This is a genomic window from Methanosarcina sp. UBA289 (genome assembly GCA_002496565.1).
Lineage (GTDB): Archaea > Halobacteriota > Methanosarcinia > Methanosarcinales > Methanosarcinaceae > Methanosarcina.
Genome location: DAKJ01000019.1, coordinates 1 through 19,893 on the forward strand (window position 1 = coordinate 1; position 19,893 = coordinate 19,893).

General features: G+C 38.7%; 15 protein-coding genes. 7 read left to right on the plus strand and 8 right to left on the minus strand.

Annotated features, from left to right (window positions below; genetic code table 11):
• Positions 1-333: 333 nt before the first annotated feature.
• Complete coding sequence (locus BP549_RS11710) at positions 334-1,152, plus strand: inositol polyphosphate kinase family protein (protein ID WP_292380846.1); 819 nt, start codon at positions 334-336, stop codon at positions 1,150-1,152.
• 228 nt (positions 1,153-1,380) lie between these two features.
• Positions 1,381-1,956 (plus strand): pentapeptide repeat-containing protein, encoded by a 576-nt coding sequence (locus tag BP549_RS11715; protein ID WP_292380849.1) that lies wholly within the window; start codon positions 1,381-1,383, stop codon positions 1,954-1,956.
• 8 nt (positions 1,957-1,964) lie between these two features.
• On the opposite strand, the gene BP549_RS11720 is transcribed toward BP549_RS11715, so the two are convergent.
• The gene (locus BP549_RS11720) at positions 1,965-4,637 is read right to left on the minus strand and encodes a phosphoenolpyruvate synthase (RefSeq protein WP_292380852.1); all 2,673 of its coding nucleotides are present in this window, start codon (positions 4,635-4,637) and stop codon (positions 1,965-1,967) included.
• A 569-nt stretch (positions 4,638-5,206) separates the two neighbouring features.
• On the minus strand, positions 5,207-6,355 hold the full coding sequence (locus tag BP549_RS11725) for a YncE family protein (protein ID WP_292380854.1): 1,149 nt from the start codon (positions 6,353-6,355) through the stop codon (positions 5,207-5,209).
• Positions 6,356-6,834: 479 nt separating this feature from the next.
• Between BP549_RS11725 and BP549_RS11730 the strand changes: the two genes are divergently transcribed.
• Positions 6,835-7,971: a PGF-CTERM sorting domain-containing protein gene (locus BP549_RS11730; RefSeq protein ID WP_292380856.1), complete on the plus strand. Its 1,137-nt coding sequence runs from the start codon at positions 6,835-6,837 to the stop codon at positions 7,969-7,971.
• 105 nt (positions 7,972-8,076) lie between these two features.
• Here the strand turns inward: BP549_RS11730 and BP549_RS11735 are convergent, their stop codons facing one another.
• The 5 genes from BP549_RS11735 to BP549_RS11755 all read right to left on the minus strand — a co-directional run bounded on the left by BP549_RS11735 (position 8,077) and on the right by BP549_RS11755 (position 13,750).
• A complete protein-coding gene (locus BP549_RS11735; protein ID WP_292380859.1) occupies positions 8,077-8,352 on the minus strand; it encodes a PKD domain-containing protein in 276 nt (91 codons plus the stop codon).
• 730 nt (positions 8,353-9,082) lie between these two features.
• Positions 9,083-9,730 (minus strand): histidinol phosphate phosphatase domain-containing protein, encoded by a 648-nt coding sequence (locus BP549_RS11740; RefSeq protein WP_292380863.1) that lies wholly within the window; start codon positions 9,728-9,730, stop codon positions 9,083-9,085.
• A gap of 251 nt (positions 9,731-9,981) precedes the next feature.
• Complete coding sequence (locus BP549_RS11745) at positions 9,982-10,776, minus strand: 23S rRNA (uridine(2552)-2'-O)-methyltransferase (protein ID WP_292380865.1); 795 nt, start codon at positions 10,774-10,776, stop codon at positions 9,982-9,984.
• A gap of 132 nt (positions 10,777-10,908) precedes the next feature.
• Entirely contained in the window at positions 10,909-11,568 is a 660-nt protein-coding gene (locus tag BP549_RS11750) for a YoaK family protein (protein ID WP_292380867.1), read from the minus strand.
• Between the two features lie 1,126 nt (positions 11,569-12,694).
• A complete protein-coding gene (locus tag BP549_RS11755) occupies positions 12,695-13,750 on the minus strand; it encodes a Vms1/Ankzf1 family peptidyl-tRNA hydrolase (protein WP_292380870.1) in 1,056 nt (351 codons plus the stop codon).
• Positions 13,751-14,082: 332 nt separating this feature from the next.
• Here BP549_RS11755 and coaBC point away from each other — a divergent pair, with 332 nt between their 5' ends.
• From coaBC to BP549_RS11775, 4 genes are all read left to right on the plus strand, one after another.
• Positions 14,083-15,342, plus strand: a complete 1,260-nt coding sequence (gene coaBC / locus BP549_RS11760; RefSeq protein WP_292380947.1) for a bifunctional phosphopantothenoylcysteine decarboxylase/phosphopantothenate--cysteine ligase CoaBC — start codon at positions 14,083-14,085, stop codon at positions 15,340-15,342.
• A 136-nt stretch (positions 15,343-15,478) separates the two neighbouring features.
• Positions 15,479-16,381, plus strand: a complete 903-nt coding sequence (locus BP549_RS11765; protein ID WP_292372283.1) for a pantoate kinase — start codon at positions 15,479-15,481, stop codon at positions 16,379-16,381.
• 273 nt (positions 16,382-16,654) lie between these two features.
• Positions 16,655-17,416, plus strand: coding sequence for a 4-phosphopantoate--beta-alanine ligase (locus tag BP549_RS11770; protein WP_292380872.1), 762 nt, complete (start codon positions 16,655-16,657; stop codon positions 17,414-17,416).
• Between the two features lie 2 nt (positions 17,417-17,418).
• On the plus strand, positions 17,419-18,072 hold the full coding sequence (locus BP549_RS11775) for an HD domain-containing protein (RefSeq protein WP_292380874.1): 654 nt from the start codon (positions 17,419-17,421) through the stop codon (positions 18,070-18,072).
• Positions 18,073-18,524: 452 nt separating this feature from the next.
• Here the strand turns inward: BP549_RS11775 and BP549_RS11780 are convergent.
• Positions 18,525-19,893: toll/interleukin-1 receptor domain-containing protein (locus BP549_RS11780; protein WP_292380876.1), on the minus strand; the 1,369-nt coding region annotated here is incomplete at its 5' end.

Below are 19,893 nucleotides of genomic sequence, written 5' to 3' on the forward strand. Positions count from 1 at the left end.
AAATCAATAACGAAAATAAGAGTACTTATTTTTCTATTAATGTCAAATTAAGGTTAGAATGAATCTAAAAACTTTAATTAACCTATTATTTTAAAGCATAGGTGCTACTGACCGCCAATTTTTGAAAGTATAGGTATAAGGAATTTTTAGTTCAACCCCCATCAAACCTATAACAATAGATATTCTGGCATCTTCTTGTAATAAATATAGTAATAAATATAGTTCCAAAATCCTGGATTAAAACCCTCAGAACTAACTGAGTTCAGTAAATACAGGTAAAGTTATTACAGGTAAAGTTATCCGATAAGAAGCAAGAAGTAGATATGATGGGTAATGGGTATAAGACTTGAAACAATCCGAAAACAATCCTTAAATGTCATTTTAAATATTACTCAAAATCTCATTTTAATGGCAGGACATGCTGGAAATTTTCGGAAAATAGATGAGGGAAGGAAAATAGCAAAGAGAACAAATCAGAAAGAATATGAGATATATAAGAATCCAGATGGACTTCAAGATATTATACCTTATACAGAACGAACCAATCAAGATAACCAAGAAATAAGGAATATGGGTAAGAATGTTATAGTAATGCAAAATATGTTTTACGGAATCCAAAAACATTCACTTGTGGCTCTGGATATAAAAATAGGGAAAAGTACGGCATCTAGATCCCAACTATCAACCTCCAGAGAAAAAAACCGGATTGGCACTTTTTTTAAAAAAATAAAAATGAGTCTATATGATCGTTACACTAAATCTTCTACTCGAGGCTGGCGTGCTATTCCAATAGAGGATGGAAACAGGGCAAAAATAGGTAGAAATTCTGAGATCTTCTTGCGGGAACAATTTGATAAAATAAACGCAGGTAAAGACGTTACTTTAAGAAAAATTATAATTCAACTAAATCTGATTAAAGAGAAGTTAAATCAAAATCAAAAAACGTTTATCGCGTCTAGTGTTCTGATTGTAATTGATCTTCAGCATCCGAAGAATACACATGCAAAATTAATTGATTTAGCATATCCTATCGACGTGAATAGCAAATTATACCAGAGATATAAAGAAAATTTTGATGAAGGGATAACTGCACTCATTAATTTTTTAGAAGCTTATGCTGTAAAACAAGAAAAAATAAACAAGAAAAAATAAACAAGAATGAAAACAGAATAAAAATAAGAAGTATAGATAGCATAAAACCTGGAAAATAGATGAGTAATTTGGAAACGGAAAATATAATGAGAAATTGAATAATGAGAGGTAGAAGATAATACTGAGAAGTAGAAGGTAATACTGAGAAGTAGAAGGTAATACTGAGAAGTAGAAGATATTTCTCCAGTATAGTAATCTTTATTTTAATCCTAAAACGATTATTTATTAATGGATATTTCAGAGAAGAAAGACCTTCAAGGAACTAGTCTTAAAGGAGCTGACCTTGAAAAAGCTGACCTTCAAGGAATTAACCTTGAAAAGGCTAACCTTATAGAGGCTAACCTTAGAGGAGCTAACCTTAAAGGAGCCAACCTTAAAGGAGTTGACCTTTTTGAGGCTAATCTTAAAGAGGCTAACCTAAAAGAATCTAATCTCGTATGGGCTGACCTTAGATGGGTAAATCTTGAAGCAGCTCACCTTGAAAAGGCCCATCTTGAAGGAGCTAACCTTCAAGGAGCTAATCTTAAATGGGTTAATTTTAAAGAGGCTCATCTTGAAGGAGCTAATCTTACACAGACTAATCTTGAAGAAGCTGACTTTGAAAGGGCTAATCTTGAAGGAGCTAACCTTACAGAAGCTAACCTTAAGCGGACGAACCTTAAAGGAGCTAATCTTGGAGAGGTCTATGGCTTATCACTTGACCAGCTTTCTAAAGTGAAAAGCCTTTATGATACAAAATTAGATAAAGAACTTCTAGTGCAATTAAAACAGGATTATCCTGCCCTTTTTGAAGTACCTGATTAAGATTATTCTCATTCCAGAATCTGTACAAAACCTCTGGTACCATCAACACGTACGTGCTGGCCGTCTTTTAAAATTTTGGTAGCATTTTCGATGCCGACAACAGCAGGAATACCATACTCTCGGGCAATGACAGAGCCGTGTGTCATCATTCCACCAATTTCCACCACCAGAGCTTTAACAGAGTAAAACAGGGGAGTCCAGCCTGGATCAGTAAAAGGCGCTACTAAAACATCACCTTTGTTCAGCTTTGCAGCTTCGGGTTTGAGGATAACCTTTACGTATCCTTCTGCAACCCCGGCTGAAACAGGAGTCCCGATTAAAGCACCTTTCGGAGCCTCGACATCGCTCCTAACCCCCGTAATAACTTCCCCTTCACTGGTCATAACCCGGGGAGGAGTCAACTTTTGGTACTGTTCGTAGGCTCTTTTACGGGAGTCTATAAGTTGCTTCAGGTCTTCATTAAAACGGCCCTCTAACAATTCAATTAGCTCATCAAAATAAAGATAAAATACATCTTCTTTCCTCTCCAGAACTCCTTTTTGATGTAAAACTTGTGCTTCTGCCAGGATGGCCTGCCGATAGATATCAAAAAATCGAATAATGACATACTTTGGAAATTCACGTAGGCCTGTAGAATTTCGATAAATGGAAAGAAGTCTGGATATGAGTCTTACTTTGAGGCTTCTAGCAGGGGTGTTGCTAATACGTTCCAGAAGTTTTTGTATAGCTTCCTGAGCCTCCTTCCGGCCTTGTCTGAACCGGTCTCGATGTTCACCTGGAGCATTACTTTTTATGTGGTTTAGAATGGATGAAACAAGCAGGGTAGGGGCTTCCCACCATCGAGTGTTTGAAATATCGATTTCACCCGGACAACGCATGCCATAGAGCTCCATGAACCTGTCCAGCTCGGTCCTGAATATATTCCCACCTTTTACTTTACTGAGCCCCTGATAGAAAGTTCTGTCTTCCGCTCTTTCCAGATAATCTATCACTTCAGGATATTTTCGTGCTGTATCGGCCAGATCCCCAATCATTAACCCCATTTCACCGGTCACGTTTCCAGGAGGAGATTTACTCAGCGCGTCAACATCAAGGTCTTCATCCAACCATAGTCTGGTCAGACGGCCAGCAATTGGCAGGACAATGAATGATAACAGTACGTACATCATGCTGCTATTCAGTTCCTGAAATAACTTTTCCATACTTTCCTGAACCCTTTTAATCTGCTCTGTCCCTGAGACCTGCGTTATACTGTATCTATACTTATTGATGATCTGTTCCATAGGAGATGTGGCTCGCTCAATAATGCCAGAGGGATCGAGGAAGAATAAATTGTCAACAATCACAGGGATACCTTTTAGATAAAATGGAAGCATTGGTTTGAATAATTCAAAAACCTGTTTCGTTGTGCCTTTGCTTGCTTTAGCTTCCTGTTGAAAGATCTCGCTTGATATTATTTTTGCCAGAGCATCTCTCATTAGTTCATCCACAATAGCAATTCTCCAGATAAAATATCGCCGAAAAGCTTTATTGTGCAAAAGAGGAGTGACGTCGAGGAAGAGCCTGCCTCCCGCTTCCGCTATCATCGGATTGGAAAAGGATACAGAGTCTTTTCCAAAGGGAAATATTCCCCGAAAAATAGAAATCCCCATAGGTCTCATGGCATCTGTCATCATTTGCAGGTGAGCAATCGATAGAAATACATGAAGTTGATTTTCATACACTTTAGGAACGGGATAAAGAGTAGTAATGGGACGGCTTTGTAAGATATAGAACCGATCCTCTGCCAGACACCATTCAATGTCCTGTTCCGAGCAGTAGTGTTTTTCTATTTTCTGGCCGAGTTGGGCTAGCTCCAAAATCTTGTCATCAGAAAGAGCTTGCTTGCTTTGGAGTTCAGGAGCGAGTTCCTGAGTCACTGTTCCCCCTTCTATGACCGGATAAACCGCTTTCTTCTTTTCCGCAATTTGCTTTTTGACAATCTGACCCTCGCGGACCTGATAAGAGTCGGCGGAAACAATTCCTGAGACGAGAGCCTCACCCAACCCGAAGCTAGCATCAATGGAAATAGTATTCCTGTTCCCGGTGACCGGATCCACGGTAAACATAATCCCGGAAACTTTCGGAAATACCATTTGCTGCACCACTACAGATAAATAAACCGAACGGTGATCCAATCCATTTTTAATACGGTAGATAATTGCCCTGTCAGTGAACAGCGAACTCCAGCATTTCCGCACGGCCTGAAGGAGTTGATCTGCTCCTTTTACATTCAAATAAGTCTCCTGCTGGCCAGCAAAAGAGGCAGTCGGCAAATCTTCAGCTGTAGCACTTGACCGAACTGCATAAGCCTTTTCTTCACCTACAATTTTCCATGCATCAAGGATGGATGATTCAATTGTTTGGGGTATGGAGATAGTTAGTAAGTGGTCCCTGATCAGCTTTCCCAGCTTGCTAATTTCGTCAGGTTGCTCCGGTTTTAACTGGTCAAGCAAATCCAAGAATTTTCCGATCTCATTGCTTGCTGCAATGAAATCACGATAAGCTGATGTTGTAATGCAAAATCCAGACGGGATAGGAAAGCCCGCTTTGCTCATTTCTCCCAGATTAGAGCCTTTTCCCCCTACCTCAGGCAAATTTGTCCTATCGACTTCATTAAAGTGCATTACATAAACGCTCATGTATAATACACCTCGAAAAATGAAATCTTGATTTCTATATTATACGCTTTTATAGTATAGGACTTACGCGGTAATTTGCTTTGCAGGCGGCTTTTGAATTAACCTGATTTTTCTATACTTTTTTCACCTTTAGCTTGGTATGAAAGTGTTTTCAAATTGCTTTCAAGCACTTTCATTTATTTATGCTTATTATTCGAAGAATTTCATGTGTATTTTTTAAACAAATGCTGTATACTTCAGGGCAATAAGCGCATAAAGAAAGTTCATTAGAGTCCTTCCAAATCAGTGTTAAAACTAAGGATATCAAATGCTTATTTTAGATAATAAATATGCATTTAGACTTTTCCCAATAAAGGTACACTCTAAAAACCAATTTTTTAGAGAAATAGTGACAGTGTCGCGATTTGCTGTAAATTCTAAGTCAAGTTTTTGTATACTATAGGAAAAATTGATCTATTGGTATAGATTTTTGAATCAAAAACTTTCCTAAATTTGTAATTTTACAGAAAACTTGGCACATTTCCGTTCGTTCTTCATTGTACAAATACATGCAGTTTTCCACTTGAACTTCAAGTAGACCTCTTCCGGATATACAATACAATAATTATCATGATAATCAAAAAATTAAATCCGACAGGTATTCTCTTAGCAGAGTTTGTCTTTGTATTCAGATCACTTGAATTGGAATCTGTAAAATTTGCAAAGGCAATTCCAAAAGACTCATCTCCTACATCCACTGTGGCTGTAACATTGTTTGTCGCTGTATCAATTACAGAGACAGTCTTTCCGCCCGTTGTATACACCTTTGTTCCATCAGGACTGACTACCATTTGAGTAGGCCAGTTTCCTAACTTTACCCTGGCTATAATCTTATTTGTAGCTGTGTCAACTACATAGACAGCGTTGGTATTCCCTCTCGTCTCATTTACTCCTTCCTTTATTCCATTGAAATATACCTCTGTTCCTTTCGGGTTGACTTTAATTACTCCGTGCGGATAGATTCCATCATCCACCACCATGGTTGCAACCTTGTTTGTTGCTATATCGATTAAAGATACAGTGTCATTGAGGCGGTTAGCTACGTATACCTTTTTTCCATTTGGGGCGACATCGATCCAAAAGGGAGCTACTATATCAAGCGTGTCAATAACAGTGTATGTGGTTGCGTCAATTACAGATACAGTGCCACTGTCTAAGTTTGACACATATACTTTTTTTCCATCAGGGCTAACTGCAACTCCAACAGGATGGTATCCTACATCCACTGTGGCTGTAACCTTATTTGTTGCTGTGTCAATTACAGAGACATTGCCGCTACCCATATTCGGCACATAGATATTTTTTCCATCAGGGCTGACTGTGACTCCATAATAAGGAAAGAAACCTACAGTAACCGTATCTGTGACAGTGTTAGTTGCTGTATCAATTACAGACACAGTATTGCCGGGGAAATCCAGGCTCCCAAAGTTCGCCACATATACTTTTTTTCCATCCGGTGTGGCTACAATTCCTAGAGGATTACTTCCCACCTGCACTTTTGCTATAAACTTATTTGTGGCAGTGTCAATCACTGAGACATTGTTTCCGTCAGCGTTTGTAACATATACAAACGACTCCGCACCTGCGATACTTACCATTAAAAGCGCCAGCGACAATATTCCTAAAGCTTTTATGAGAACATGTCTTCTGCGTATTTTATCACATTTCTTTTCTTTCATTTTAATCCTCAACATAACGATTCTGATATCAGTGTACTCCGTAAAACTTCTCAACCTGGTTGATTATAATGAATCTAAAAGTGTTTACAATTAATTGAATTCAAAAGTTTATTGGAATCTTCTATAATGTAAAACAGTTTTGAATTTACTGTTATATATTATTCCTGTTTAATGGGATTTATTTTAATAAAAAAACGCATTTTTCTATTTTAATACAAATTATCTAATAAATTATAAAAATTCATTTTAAATTTGAATTGTTTTTCTAATCTAAATTAATGTTTTTCTAATTATTTATAAACATTTTATTTAAATAATCAAATATATAAATAATATTATAAGTTTGAATGTTTAAGGAAATGATTTAAACTTATGGTTATATCTTTAAGTATTAAGATTTTCTGAATGATGGAAAGGACGAAAACTAAATGAAGACTAATAAAAAAATATATTCAGTAGCTTTAGCTACAATAGCTCTGATGTTATTTTTTGTTCTCGTATCATCTACGTCATCAGCAGCTACTGCACAAAACTCTTTGCCTGAGATCATCGAAACTAAGATCACCACCAGTGGGTCAGCGGGCTTTCCTGATATCTACGGAGACAGGATAGTGTATATGAATTGGAGTAACGAAACCGAACTCTCTGAGATCTATGTTTATAATCTATCTACAAAAATGGAAATCATGATTCCCACCAGCGGATTAACAGGCTTTCCTAAAATCTATGGTGATAGGATAGTATACTCTGCTTTAAATATGAGTAATGGAAGGGCTGATATTTACATGTACAACCTCTCCACTTCTGAAGAATCTCGGATAACCAGCAACGGAATCTCAGGCTTTCCTGACATCTACGGGGATAGAATAGTGTATATTAATAGTCTCGGAGGCCGAGGTGATATCTACATGTACGATCTTTCTACAAAAAAGGAAACTCCTATAGTCGTCAATAGATATCCAGGAATTCCTGCCATTTACAGTGACAGGATAGTATTTCATGAGTGGGACAGTCGACTCCTCAAACACTCTGATATCAAAATGTACAATATATCCACTTCAGAGGAAACTCAAATCAACACAAGTGGATCAGCAGTGCTTCCTGTCATCTATGGTGACAGGATAGTATATTATAATGCGAGTCATGGAAAGCCTGACATTTACACGTTTGATCTCTCTACAAAAAAAGAAACTAAGATCACTACCAATGAGACAGCAAACGGTACTTCCAGTGGCTATGGTTCTCTTGCCATCTACGGGAGCAGAATAGTGTGGCTTGATCGGCCACATATTGAAGACCTGCAGCCCGGTGAAAATCTGTGCTATAACATCTACGTTTACGATCTCTCAGCTTCCACTGGAACTAAGATTTCCACCAGTGAATATATAATTTATAATCTTGCTACTTACGGTAACATAATAGTATGGAGTGGTGAAAATAAAGCACCTGGTAACAATTCAACAGTTGATATCTACATGTGCACCATTCCGGGAGAGGATACAGAACCGGATACTGAACAACAATCCCAGGTGAATAAGAATAAAAGCATGCCTGGGTTTGAAGTAATTAGTTGTATCGTCAGTCTGTTTGGAATATTCCTTTCTAGGAGAAGATAGAGACAGAGCGAATTGTAGTAAGGAAGCAGAAATTACTGCATTTTCAATACTATAAGTCAGGAAGCAGCTGAAATAGCAAGAAAAGTCAGATGGGAGAGAAAAAAATCACGTTAATAAGCAAAACTTACTTGAGGGGAATAATTTCCCGCCGCGATTATCCAGATATAAGGTCACAGAGTATTTCCCTGGTTTTTCGTAGGTGTGCGTTGCATACGGAGTTGCTAAAGGGTTACTATCTACTACGTAAGATTCAGTAACACCGTCTCCAAAATTCCAGAGCCAAGAAGTCGGTACTCCACCGGTGACGGTGTCAGTAAACAACACAACTAAAGGTGCATTTCCTGAAATTACATTGGAAGTAAATGCAGCAACTGGCAGCATTGTGTTATTAATTTTTGTCACCTGAGTAGCTGATACGACTGGCAAGATTAAAACTTAAAATGCAAAAATTAAGATTGCTGAAGCTAAGGCTATTGAATATAACTTCCCCTTATTAACTTCCCCTTATTTTTCATTTGACTTCCCCCATCTATTCTCGATCTCTCAAAACTAATATACATTTAACGTAAACTGTAAATCTTCGATTTTGACATTATAATATAAATTCGAATAAATATCGTAAATACATCTAAAATTATACTTATTCTTTAATTAATTGTGATGATGTCCAATAAGTAGAGTAGTTGTTCAATATATTATTCAATGTGTAAAATTTCTTCTGATCTTTTTTACATATCGATTTTTATTCAAAACTAGTCACCATTTATTATATTCTCAATAAACCATGGATAAACACAGATGGATACAGACATATAAAGATAGTTTTTCAACCCGTTAGTATCTGTTTTATCCGTATCCATCTACGGTTCTTCTATAAAATATCCATTTACCAGTATTAATCTAAAATTCCAGCTTTGTTCCCAGAATTTGGAAGTGATGCACTAGAAATTGTTTCAGTGGGCTGGTATCAAGTTTATTTAAAATTGGTTATACAAATTATTGAAAGAATAAGGGTGATAGAGAGGGTCATGAAATAGGAATAAATCAAAAAATGATAAAATTAATAAGAAAAAGCGTTGAAAGAAATAGGAACTGGGTACAAAACCACAGTTCAGGCGATCTCTGCTATTTTTCTCACGGATGCTTTTAACGTTTCTCTTGCCCTTGCTTCGGTAAGTCCGGCTCCCATTGCAATTTTCATGGCAGTTTCGTCGGTGATAAGGTCTTCAGGATCATGTGTGTCGGTATTTACCAGAAGCGTTGCACCGATATTGAGGGCAAGCCGGGCGACGTGGCCGTTGGCTCGGTTGTGCCCATTCCTGGCTGTAACTTCAAGGCAGACATTGTTCTCTTTAGCCTTCTCGACATCTTCCTCGGAAATCAGGCCAGGGTGAGCTAGAATATCCACATATTCACAGGCTACAGACGCTGCATTTGTTCCGGGAGCAACCGGTTCGGCGGTGGTTTCCCCATGTACGACCACGATTTCTGCGCCCAGCTCTTTTGCTTTCTTTGCAAGAGGAGCGATCTTTCTGGGAGGCACATGCGTCAGCTCGACTCCAGCTAGAACACGGATATCCCATTCTTCTTCCAGATATTTTGCCTTCTGTCCAGCTTCTATAAGCTGTTCAAGGTTGGTATAATCGGCATGGTCGGTAAGTGCAATAGCCTTATAGCCGTGAATAACCGCCCGCCGGACAAGTTCGCTCGGGATAAGTTCCCCGTCGCTAAAAATCGTGTGAGTGTGAAGATCAATCAACCGGATCACCGTGTTTGGAAGCCATTATATCTTTTATTGTTTAATATTAATGTTTATTTTTGCTATTACTGCTTAGTTGTTACTGCTTGTTTTGGCTACTATTGTGAAGTTATTACTGTTTAATTTTTTAGTTTTGTTTTGTTATTACTGCTTATTTTTTCTGTTACTGCTTATTTTTCCGTATTCATACCGATATTTCTTTTAATTTCTTTTTTCCCTTTACTAAGCAGAACTCTAAAATTACTCAGGTTTCATTGCTCAGGGTTCTCGGTTTTTCCAAGCCTTTCTGCGACATCGGCAAAAGCGAAATTTGGCTTGACATCCGTTATTTTAATCCTGACTTTTTCCCCTACTTCAACTTCCTTTACGAAAACAACAAACCCTTCAATGAGCACTGCGCCGTCTCCGCTTGAGCCCAGTTTCTCGATATCCACAACGAATTTGTCTCCTTTGCGGAGTGGAGCTGTCAGGAACTTCTTTCCGATAACGTAGATCTCGGCACTCTGGGATCTCGATGCTTTAGGGGAATAAGCCATTGTCCGGACAAAGTTATCCCTTACTTTCTGCATGTAATCATTAAACATGTCTCCCTGGAAGACCTTCACAACGAAATTCCCTTTGGGCTTGAGGATTTTTTTTGCACATTCCAGGGCCGAAGTCGCAAGTTCAATTGACCTTGCATGGTCATAAGACCAGTTTCCTGACAGGTTCGGGGCTGCGTCACAGAGCACAACATCAGTTCCTTTTGTCCCTACGCTCTGAATAATCTTTTTTATTGTAGATTCGGCGTTGATATCACCCTGAATGGTCTCGACACCCTCTATAGGCTCGATTCTCTGCAAATCAATGCCAAGGACTTTCCCCCCGGACAGTTCTTTTGCAACCTGGAGCCAGCCGCCTGGGGCTGCACCCAAATCGACAACCGAGTCTCCTCGTTTGATAACATGATGTTTTTCGTTAATCTGCTTGAGCTTGAAGGAAGCCCTGGATCGGTACCCTTCCTCTTTTGCCTGATGATAATAATAATCTCTTCTGTCTCTTGCCATTGTTACTTTCCCTGCACTGAAAGCTGATATAGGTTACGCAAAATTCGTTTTGTCATAAATCACGGATCTTTGTCAAATCTCCTGATTTATTGTCACTGATTCATTTACCTACTGTTAATAGTCCACTGAATCTTATACTTCAATATGAGTATTCTTACTCTTACAATCGTCTGTACTGAACAAAATTACAGAGCATATCAGTATTATCACAGCTACCCATACTGCTTTAACTCCAATAAATGACGTAAGCAGCCCTCCCAAAATGGCTCCTGCTAAGAACGAGAGGTTAATTGTAGAGTATCGAATGGCTCGCCGGGCCGATTCATTGTCTTTACTTGTGAAAGCAAAATAAGCTTCCTGTGTAGCTGAACGTAAGTTTCCCGTAATCATTGTTGTGTTATATGTGGAACCAACAAGTTTGCGAAATGAAGATACCTGAACCGAAGAGACAAAAGAAATCGCAACGGTTACAATGATATTCGGACTTGTGTAAGGTATGAAACCTATGATAAAAAGGACTGCAATTTCAAGAATTAAAACAGCTCTTTCGGAATCCGGTATAAACAGGCGCATTGAAGGTTTTTTAATCATCTCGGCGACCACTACCCCGATCATAAATGCCAGAATAGGTATCGCGTGAAGCACCACTTGCCCCCATTCTCCTGTTGCAACCTCCATGCCTATAAGCACAACATTTCCTGTCTGGGCATTAGCGAAAACCCCACCTCTTCCAACAAACGTGTAAGCATCAAGAAATCCCCCTACAATCGCAAGAAGTATTCCAAGTTCCACAGATTCAGAAGTGAAATTACATAAACGTATTTTTCTTTCATTTTTTAATATTTGCATCTTTACCATTTGAATTCAAATAACCTTATTTAATAGTAACTAACCTTTCTCCTAATTATATAAATTGTTTTATATTATAAAACTCATCCAGAATTTGATTCAACCTCATTATTTCTACTAACACTACAACTTCAGGGTATGATGCATTTTGAGTTCGTACCTTGAAAAAGCTCATTTACAAAACTCTATCCAGCTAAAGAATCTCTCTATTGCACTTTTCGTTTTTAACTCATTTCAATCTATTTTATTGATCTTCTCCTCTTCTTTTTTCTTTCGATACCTTCTCTTTATTGAATGTTGGACTTTATTTCTCTTATTCGATTATATTCGGCATGAAAGTACTTGAAAGTACTTTCATATTTTTGTGCCTGTAATTCGAAGATTTTCATGTTCGTTTCTGTATCATTAGTATCATACATTCTGTCAGCTGTCACTTTTCTTCAAACTTATCAAAATCATAAGTTTTATCTAAATTTCACTAAAGATTTCCTGATGAATATCAGGATTACATAAATAGAATACGGATCTATACAATATATTTATACCTTATATAAAGACAATAGATATATAGGGAATAATTTGTTTCTAAAATAAATTTATTTTAAAAAATTATTTTAGAATAAATTTTATAAAATGACATAATACTAAATATAACTCACCACAATAGATATAATTACACCATAATATTAATTTCGGGATAGTTTCATATAGAGAATTCTCAATCCTATAAAATTAATTTATTAAAAACAGTTTTTCAAAGATGAAAGTTCTTTCCTGGCAATATTGTAATAAATGATATTTTTTGCGATAGATTGTAGTTTTTTGCAGGTAAAATGAAAAAAATGTGAATGTATTAAGTTAAACATGATACAATCCTGATTAATATTCATAGACGGATATTTAGAAACTGATATTAGAAACTGATATTAGAAACTGATATTCAGAAACTGATATTCAGAAATTGTTGCACTAGTCATGCTCAGGATTTGATATAAATTTGTCTCACTTCTACCTTTTTCGAGGCTTTAAAACATGTTTTCCTAGCAATTTGCAGCAAATGCTCTCAGTTTCACAGCAGATATCTTCTGGAGCTTAAAACAGTCCTGAGGATATCTTCACCGCCTGCTTTTTCGACCCTGATGTCAGACGGCTTTTCAATTATCTCAAGATTGAAAGGAAGGCGCTTTCGGATTTCTCCAATTAGCTGAAAATCCCCGCTCAGGATAACACAGTCAATAAACTTGTTTTCTTCAAGAACCCTATCCAGGGCCTCGAGGACTTTGTCCATGTGGTGTGCAATATCCTCTTCCCTCAGGCGTTCAAAGCGGCGCTGGCTAAAGCCTCCTTTACTGTGCTTTTCCTTCACACTGCTGCGGATAAGCTCTTCAGTATCGAAAACTTGCGCATTGGGAGCAAAGCCTATGAAGGATTCGCCTGCATGCAGGACAAGCACGAGCATGTGGTAGTCCTTACTCAAACTTTCTTCAAGCAAAGATACCTCAAAACTGTGCCCAAGCTGCCAGGCTGCAGAAGTGATCGGAAAAGGAGGAGCTATAGCCTCGCAGACCATGCGGTGAAAATCATAAAAAAGTACAAGGCCGGTATCAGAATCAAGCCTGTCAAGAAGCGTACGGGTTTCTTCTTCTACTCGATCAAGAACTTTTTCACTTAGCACACCTGAGAGACGGGTGCCTGGAGGCATATAAGCGGTCAGCAGGCCACCTGCAGGAGTCTGAAAGGATTTGAGTTTGGAGAGGTAAGCCTCAATAGCTTGCGGACTCAGGGTTTCAATTCCGCAAAACTTCAGTTTATCCTGGGATTCAGCCCTGATTGTTTCGAGCTCGTAGGCAAGAGTCCGGGTTCGAGTACGTTCCTGATTTAAAAGAGCCTCAGCTTCCTGCCTGTCCGCAACTGCCTGCCTTGCAAGAGCCTCTTTCTTTTCAAGCTGGGTTTTTGCACTCTGCAGGTCGAGTTCCAGTTTAACAATCTGCGAGTTGAGCCGGTCGATTTCAAGTTCGAGTTGCCCTTTTCCGGAAATCTTCCCTAGAAATGCTCCCAGACCCTTTTTTGGAACTTCAGTGGCTTCTTTTTTTGTTTTTTTGTCGCTGATTTGTCTCCCTCGCACTCTGTTATTTTTGACTTAGATACCGAGTTAATAAAATAAAAGCTTTCTATAAAATTTCTTTGTCAATTTTAATCCTTATTATTTCGAAAGTTTTAATAATATCGTATTGAATGTCACTTTGCTTTCAGGAGCATTTTCTGAAAAGCAAGTTGATTTAAGAAATTATTGCCTAGCTTATAACCTTCAATTTATAACCTACTTCCAATTTATAACCTATAAATCACTCCGGTGCCTGAATGAAGACCTCATTGAAAGACTTTCAAAACCAAACAGGCCAAAAGAGCCCGAACCAGGAAAATCCCGGTCAAGAAGAACCGGATCGAGTAGATGAAATGGATAAAGAGGACAGGCAAAAGACTGCCGGATACAGAGCTGAGAAATTCCATCCCACACTCTGGATCCAGGGACAAAAAAGCGCTTCTCTTGCCGGGAAAACCATAGTTCTTGGCATTACTGGGAGCATTGGGGCGGTAAGGACCGTTGAGCTTGCAAGAGAACTGATAAGAAACGGGGCTGAAGTCCACGCTGTCATGACAGAAGCTGCCACGCGTATCCTGCATCCGGACGCCTTGCATTACGCTACCGGAAACCCTACAATAACCGAACTTGGAGGCAGGGTTGAACATGTGGAGTTCTGCGGGCTCAAGGGCAGGGCCGACCTTCTCCTTATAGCTCCTGCAACTGCAAACACTATAGGAAAAATCGCTTACGGTATAGACGATACCCCAGTCACCTCGTTTGCAACGACTGCTCTTGGCTCGGGCGTGCCTGTAATGGTTGTTCCTGCCATGCATGAATCAATGTTCAGACACCCGGCTGTAGCTGAGAATCTGGTAAAATTGAAAAGCTGGGGAATCTCTATTGTGGGCCCCAGACTTGAAGAAGGCATCGCGAAAATTGCAGCAAACGAAGAAATCGTGCTCGAAGTAGAAAGAACTCTCGGAAGCAAAACCCTTGAAAGCCGAAAGATAATTATTACAAGTGGCTCCACTGCAGAAAGTCTGGACCCAATAAGAATTATTACGAACCGGGCTTCAGGCAAAACCGGCAGGGAACTTGCCCTTGAAGCGTACCGCAATGGGGCTGATGTAACGCTGGTCCATCGAAATCGGCTTGGATTTGCAGGGATTAGAGAAATTTTTTCAGAGAGCGCCGGCGACATGACCGATGCAGTACTCTCGGAACTTGAGAAAGGATACGATATCCTTATCAGTTCGGCAGCAATTGCAGATTATACAGCCGACCCTTCTCCCGAAAAGATAAAGTCGGGAGGGGAACTTGTATTAAAATTGAAACCGACCCGTAAACTGATAAAAGAATGCCGTGAAAAATACCCTGACCTTGTAATTATAGGTTTCAAGGCTGAAACCGGGGTTAAAAAAGACGAGCTCCTAAAAAGAGCAGCCTCAACCCTTAAAGCATCAAAGCTGGATCTGATTGCAGCAAACGACGTCGCAAAAGGCGGAATGGGCACTGAGGAGAATGAATTGTACTTGCTTGGGCGAGAAAAAAATGAACCCAGGCATGCAAGAGGGAATAAACGCAAACTTGCAGCCTTTATCCTTGCAGAGATAGCTGATCTGTTAAAGTAAAAAATCTGTTAAAAGAAAAATTTTCCTGCAAAATATTCTAGAGTATTTCATAAAATCCAAAATCATTCTGCAAAGTATTCTACAAAACAGGAACGAACTTTGAAAAAATGATTGAAATTGTAAAAAGGCGTTTTCTATGTATACATATGAGAGTGAAGGAGAGGATTTTCTGGCAAAAGCCTATGCTCCGGGACATATTACAGGTTTTTTCCAGATTCACGAGCATGAAAATCCTCATCGTAAGGGTTCTACAGGCTGCGGAATCGTCCTGAATGGAGGCGTCACCACCGAAGTAAAGGTCGGAAAATCTGTAGAAGAAACCGAGATCTTCCTTAATGGAAAAAAGGTTGAAGGCAGAACTACTCGAACAGTCACAGAGATGATGACTGAATTGCCTGTAAGAATAAAGAGCTGGGCAGAAATCCCAACAGGATGCGGATTTGGAGCTTCAGGTGCAGGAGCTCTCGGGACAGCCTATGCCCTGAACAGTGCACTTTCCCTGAACCAGACCGTAAAATGTCTGACTGAATATGCCCATGTAGCTGAAGTTGTCAACTGCAGTGGACTTGGAGATATTGCTGCCCAGTCCAGCGGTGGAGTAGTAGTCAGAATGCAGCCAGGTGGGCCCGAATTTGGGCTTGTTGACAGGATTCCGGCCCCTGAAGCCAGGGTTTTTTGCATCGTGCTTGGCGAGATCTCTACCGGTTCGGTCCTAAGGAATGAAGCTGCATCCGCAAGAATTAACAGTGCGGGAAAAGCAGCTATGGCGGAACTGCTTAAAAAACCCACTATTGAGAACTTTATGCAACAATCAAAAGATTTCGCTAGTAAGACCGGCCTTATGAGCAGTAGGGCAAAAGATGTAATAGAGGCTGCAAAAGCATGCGGAGGACTTGCTTCTCAGGCAATGTTAGGTGATACGGTTTTTGCAATTGCCCCTAACTCTCAAGAATTCGCTCTCTACGAAGCTCTCCAGGAATTCGGGCAGGTATTAGAGTATGGCATAAGTACCTGTGTACCAAAACTAATGAAGGAATAAGTCCAAGACAAAAAAATACTTTGAATAGGCTAAGGAAAGGAAAATATTTGCAGAAAATTGCTACGTAACTAATCCCCCTATAGATTAAAGAGAGTAGAAATAGAAAATTGAGATCAAATAGATAATATATAATTCAGAATATTCATCTAAGTGTTTTCTCTGAGTGCTCTGAACTAATCAGGCAAATATTGAAACTGATGAAACTCATTTACGAATTCAGGTAACAAATAAAAAAGGTACGATAAAGTAAATTAAAAAAGGTAAGAGACCGATATGACCGAGATACCCAAAGACCACCCGAGGTATGAATCCCTGCTAGCCCGAGAAAAGGTTGCAGCCGGGGTAAAAATGGGAATTACGAGCATTCAGGGGCTAATTGCTCAGGGAAGAGGTGAAAGCTTTGATTACATTCTAGGTGAGCGAAGTACACAGTCTGCCCTGTACGCTGAAAGAGCAGCAGTTGCTGCCCTACTTCTGGCGAAAAACCCTGTGATTTCCGTAAACGGCAATGTCGCAGCTCTCGCTCCTGAGAAAGTTGTTGCCCTTGCAGACGTTACAGGGGCAAAGCTTGAGGTAAATCTCTTTCACAGGACTGAAACACGAGTCCACCTTATAATAGAACAACTCAAAGCCAACGGGGCTTCCGAGGTGCTTGGGAAAAATCCGGATGCAATCCTTGAACTCTCTCACGACAGACGACTGGTAGAGAGCCGAGGGATCTATTCTGCGGACGTTGTGCTTGTCCCGCTGGAAGACGGCGACCGATGTGAAAAACTTGTAGAAATGGGAAAGACTGTTATAACCATTGACCTGAACCCTCTTTCACGGACTTCAAGGATGGCTACAATCTCAATAGTAGACAATCTTACCAGAGCACTCCAAAACATGATCAAGCTCGGGGTAGAACTGAAAAAAGAGAGAAAAGAAGAACTTGTGAAATTAATCACTACTTATGATAATAAAAAAGCTCTCTTTGAGGCTATTTCTGAAATCCAGGAACACCTTAAAGCCATGGCTGCAGAAGTGGAATACTGAATATGGACCTAATAGAAAAAACGAGAGAATTTGTAGCCTCTTTTCTTGAAGGAGAGCCCAGTTCCCATGATATGACCCACATAAACCGGGTAGAATCCCTCTGTCTGGAAATCAGGGAAAAAGAAGGAGGAGATCCTCTTGTACTCCAGCTTGCAGCTCTCCTCCATGATGTCGGTGTAATTAAGGAACATGAAGAAGGTGGCGACCATGCCGTATATAGTGCCGACATCGCATCTGAATTTCTCTCGAAAGCAGGGCTTGGAAAAGAAGTTATTGAAGCTGTTACAAACTGCATCCGGACACATCGTTTCAGCGCAGGGAAAAGCCCGGAAAATCTAGAAGCCAGAATTTTGCAGGATGCCGACAGGCTTGATGCCCTTGGAGCAGTAGGGATCTTTAGGGCTGTTCTTTCTATGGGAGCTCTTAGGATGCTAAAGCATACAACAGGTATGGATAAGGGAAGCTCAAAAAGAACCGTGTATATTGAAGACCCTATTGAAGGTTTTAATGAATATATGCAGTATAAACCTTTCACAATTCCTGAGAAGTTGAATACCAATACCGCGAAAGAGATTGCCGAAAAAAGGCTGAAAATCATGCGCCTTTACCTCAAAGCCCTGAACATTGAGACAGGAATTGATGAAAGAGAGGTCTAAGAGTCTATCCGAAAATTATTGTTACCTATTGTAATTTTCAGAGACTTTTTATTATTTTTGGTTTTTTATTCATATAAAAGTGAATCCCAGATTTGAAACATATTTTACTATCAGCAGTTGAGTTATACATGCAAAATAAGAGGTTTCTTCAGGATATCGGACTGACTTCTTATGAAGCAGCCGCCTACCTCTCTCTTTTCTCTTTCTCATTTATTCTTCTAATCCTCTCAAAAGATTTATTTCATCGTCACAGTATTGTTTTAAAAATTATCTTGAAACGGTTAATTGATTTTATCCACCTAAGAAAAGAAAGATAAAAAAATCGAAAGAGAACAATGGGAGAAGGAGAAAGCAGAATTAGAGAAGCATTGGAAAAGGAGTTGAACGAAAAAGAAAGAATCTGAAAGGAAAGTTAAAGTCAGAAAAAGTTTGCTTGTTTAACTTCTCTCAATTTATTTTAACTTTTTTCTTTCGTAATTCAATTCAGTCAATTCTCGATAAAAATTACCTTTATCAATGTTCATCATTATTCTCTTATTTTCACTAGACCACGTATCTGTACACTCTACTGAATAATACAAAAACATATTGTCGACAATTGCAAATAAACCGTCGAATCTTTGGATATAGTCATTACATTCATATGTTGCAAACTTTCTTTCCATAGACTGTGAATATAACTCACTCTCGATTGGTCGTTCTTTGTGCATATAATCAAGAAAATCATTTTCAGCAATTTCGCCGTTTTGAAATTGATCAAACTTCTTAATTGCAGTTTCTGCAATTGGAACCACTTGCCTTACTAATGAATCCGTAAATTCTAGTAATTCTCTTTTAGTTCCTGAATATGAGTTATATACTTCTCTATGGCTTTCATATTCATTATTCCATGTAATTTCAATATCCTCAATCTGATCATTTGATATCGTTTCTATCGGACGCCATCTTTTATCAAGATTGGATGAGACCCAATATCCTTTACAAAACCAATTTCCATTTACGATATCATCTAGCTTATTATAAGCAAATATCCAAATGACATCATTATTCGGTTTCAAAGAAAATATTATTTCTTTTATAGCTTCTTTTATTTCACATTTGGGATAATTTTTGTTTATTAAAACATTAATAGAATATCTTCTTGTGGGCCCAACACTATTGTTATTTTCAGTAACAGTCTCATAATTTGGTGGAATATTAACATTTTCTAGTCCAAGCATTTCATATAAATCTGTATATTGTTTGGTCAGTTCTTTAAACGGTATATATTTTAGATCTCTTATTATAGCAATAAATTCCATAATGTTGTCTTCAATAAGTATAATTTCGTTTTTTTCTTCTTCTAGAGGCCTTATTGTTTGTTGGCGATGTTCCTTTATAGCTTCCTCTATCACCTGTCTCTTTTCTTCCCAATATTTGAGATACGTTATTCCCTTCAAGTCAAAACATACATCGTCATTAACAACTGCTATTATTTTTTCTTTGTAATCTGATTCCTTCATAGTCTCAATGACTTCAAACATGCAAGCTTGTGATTTTAGATACTGATCACTAATTAACATCAAAACGATATCATGGTTTTCGACAGTTTTCATAAATTCTTTGAAGCTTTGGGAACATCTTACGTCTCTTATGTCTCTTGTGACTTTAATTCCTTTTAAATAAAGTGCACTATCAATTTCATTTGCCAAATCCGCGTTTCTATGAGAGTAGGAAAGGAATATTTTGTTATCATCGTTCATTATATCACACTGCCAACTAAGCCAACAAATACTAACTTTTGAATTAAAATAAAGGTTCTTCGTTGTTTTGTGTGGATAT

Excerpts from the sequence above, each read along its gene's own strand:
- BP549_RS11710 (WP_292380846.1), top strand. The coding sequence starts at position 334 with ATGGGTATAAGACTTGAAACAATCCGAAAACAATCCTTAAATGTCATT.
- BP549_RS11715 (WP_292380849.1), top strand. The coding sequence starts at position 1,381 with ATGGATATTTCAGAGAAGAAAGACCTTCAAGGAACTAGTCTTAAAGGA.
- BP549_RS11720 (WP_292380852.1), bottom strand. The coding sequence starts at position 4,637 with ATGAGCGTTTATGTAATGCACTTTAATGAAGTCGATAGGACAAATTTG.
- BP549_RS11725 (WP_292380854.1), bottom strand. The coding sequence starts at position 6,355 with ATGAAAGAAAAGAAATGTGATAAAATACGCAGAAGACATGTTCTCATA.
- BP549_RS11730 (WP_292380856.1), top strand. The coding sequence starts at position 6,835 with ATGTTATTTTTTGTTCTCGTATCATCTACGTCATCAGCAGCTACTGCA.
- BP549_RS11735 (WP_292380859.1), bottom strand. The coding sequence starts at position 8,352 with ATGCTGCCAGTTGCTGCATTTACTTCCAATGTAATTTCAGGAAATGCA.
- BP549_RS11745 (WP_292380865.1), bottom strand. The coding sequence starts at position 10,776 with ATGGCAAGAGACAGAAGAGATTATTATTATCATCAGGCAAAAGAGGAA.
- coaBC (WP_292380947.1), top strand. The coding sequence starts at position 14,083 with ATGGATAAAGAGGACAGGCAAAAGACTGCCGGATACAGAGCTGAGAAA.
- BP549_RS11765 (WP_292372283.1), top strand. The coding sequence starts at position 15,479 with ATGTATACATATGAGAGTGAAGGAGAGGATTTTCTGGCAAAAGCCTAT.
- BP549_RS11770 (WP_292380872.1), top strand. The coding sequence starts at position 16,655 with ATGACCGAGATACCCAAAGACCACCCGAGGTATGAATCCCTGCTAGCC.
- BP549_RS11775 (WP_292380874.1), top strand. The coding sequence starts at position 17,419 with ATGGACCTAATAGAAAAAACGAGAGAATTTGTAGCCTCTTTTCTTGAA.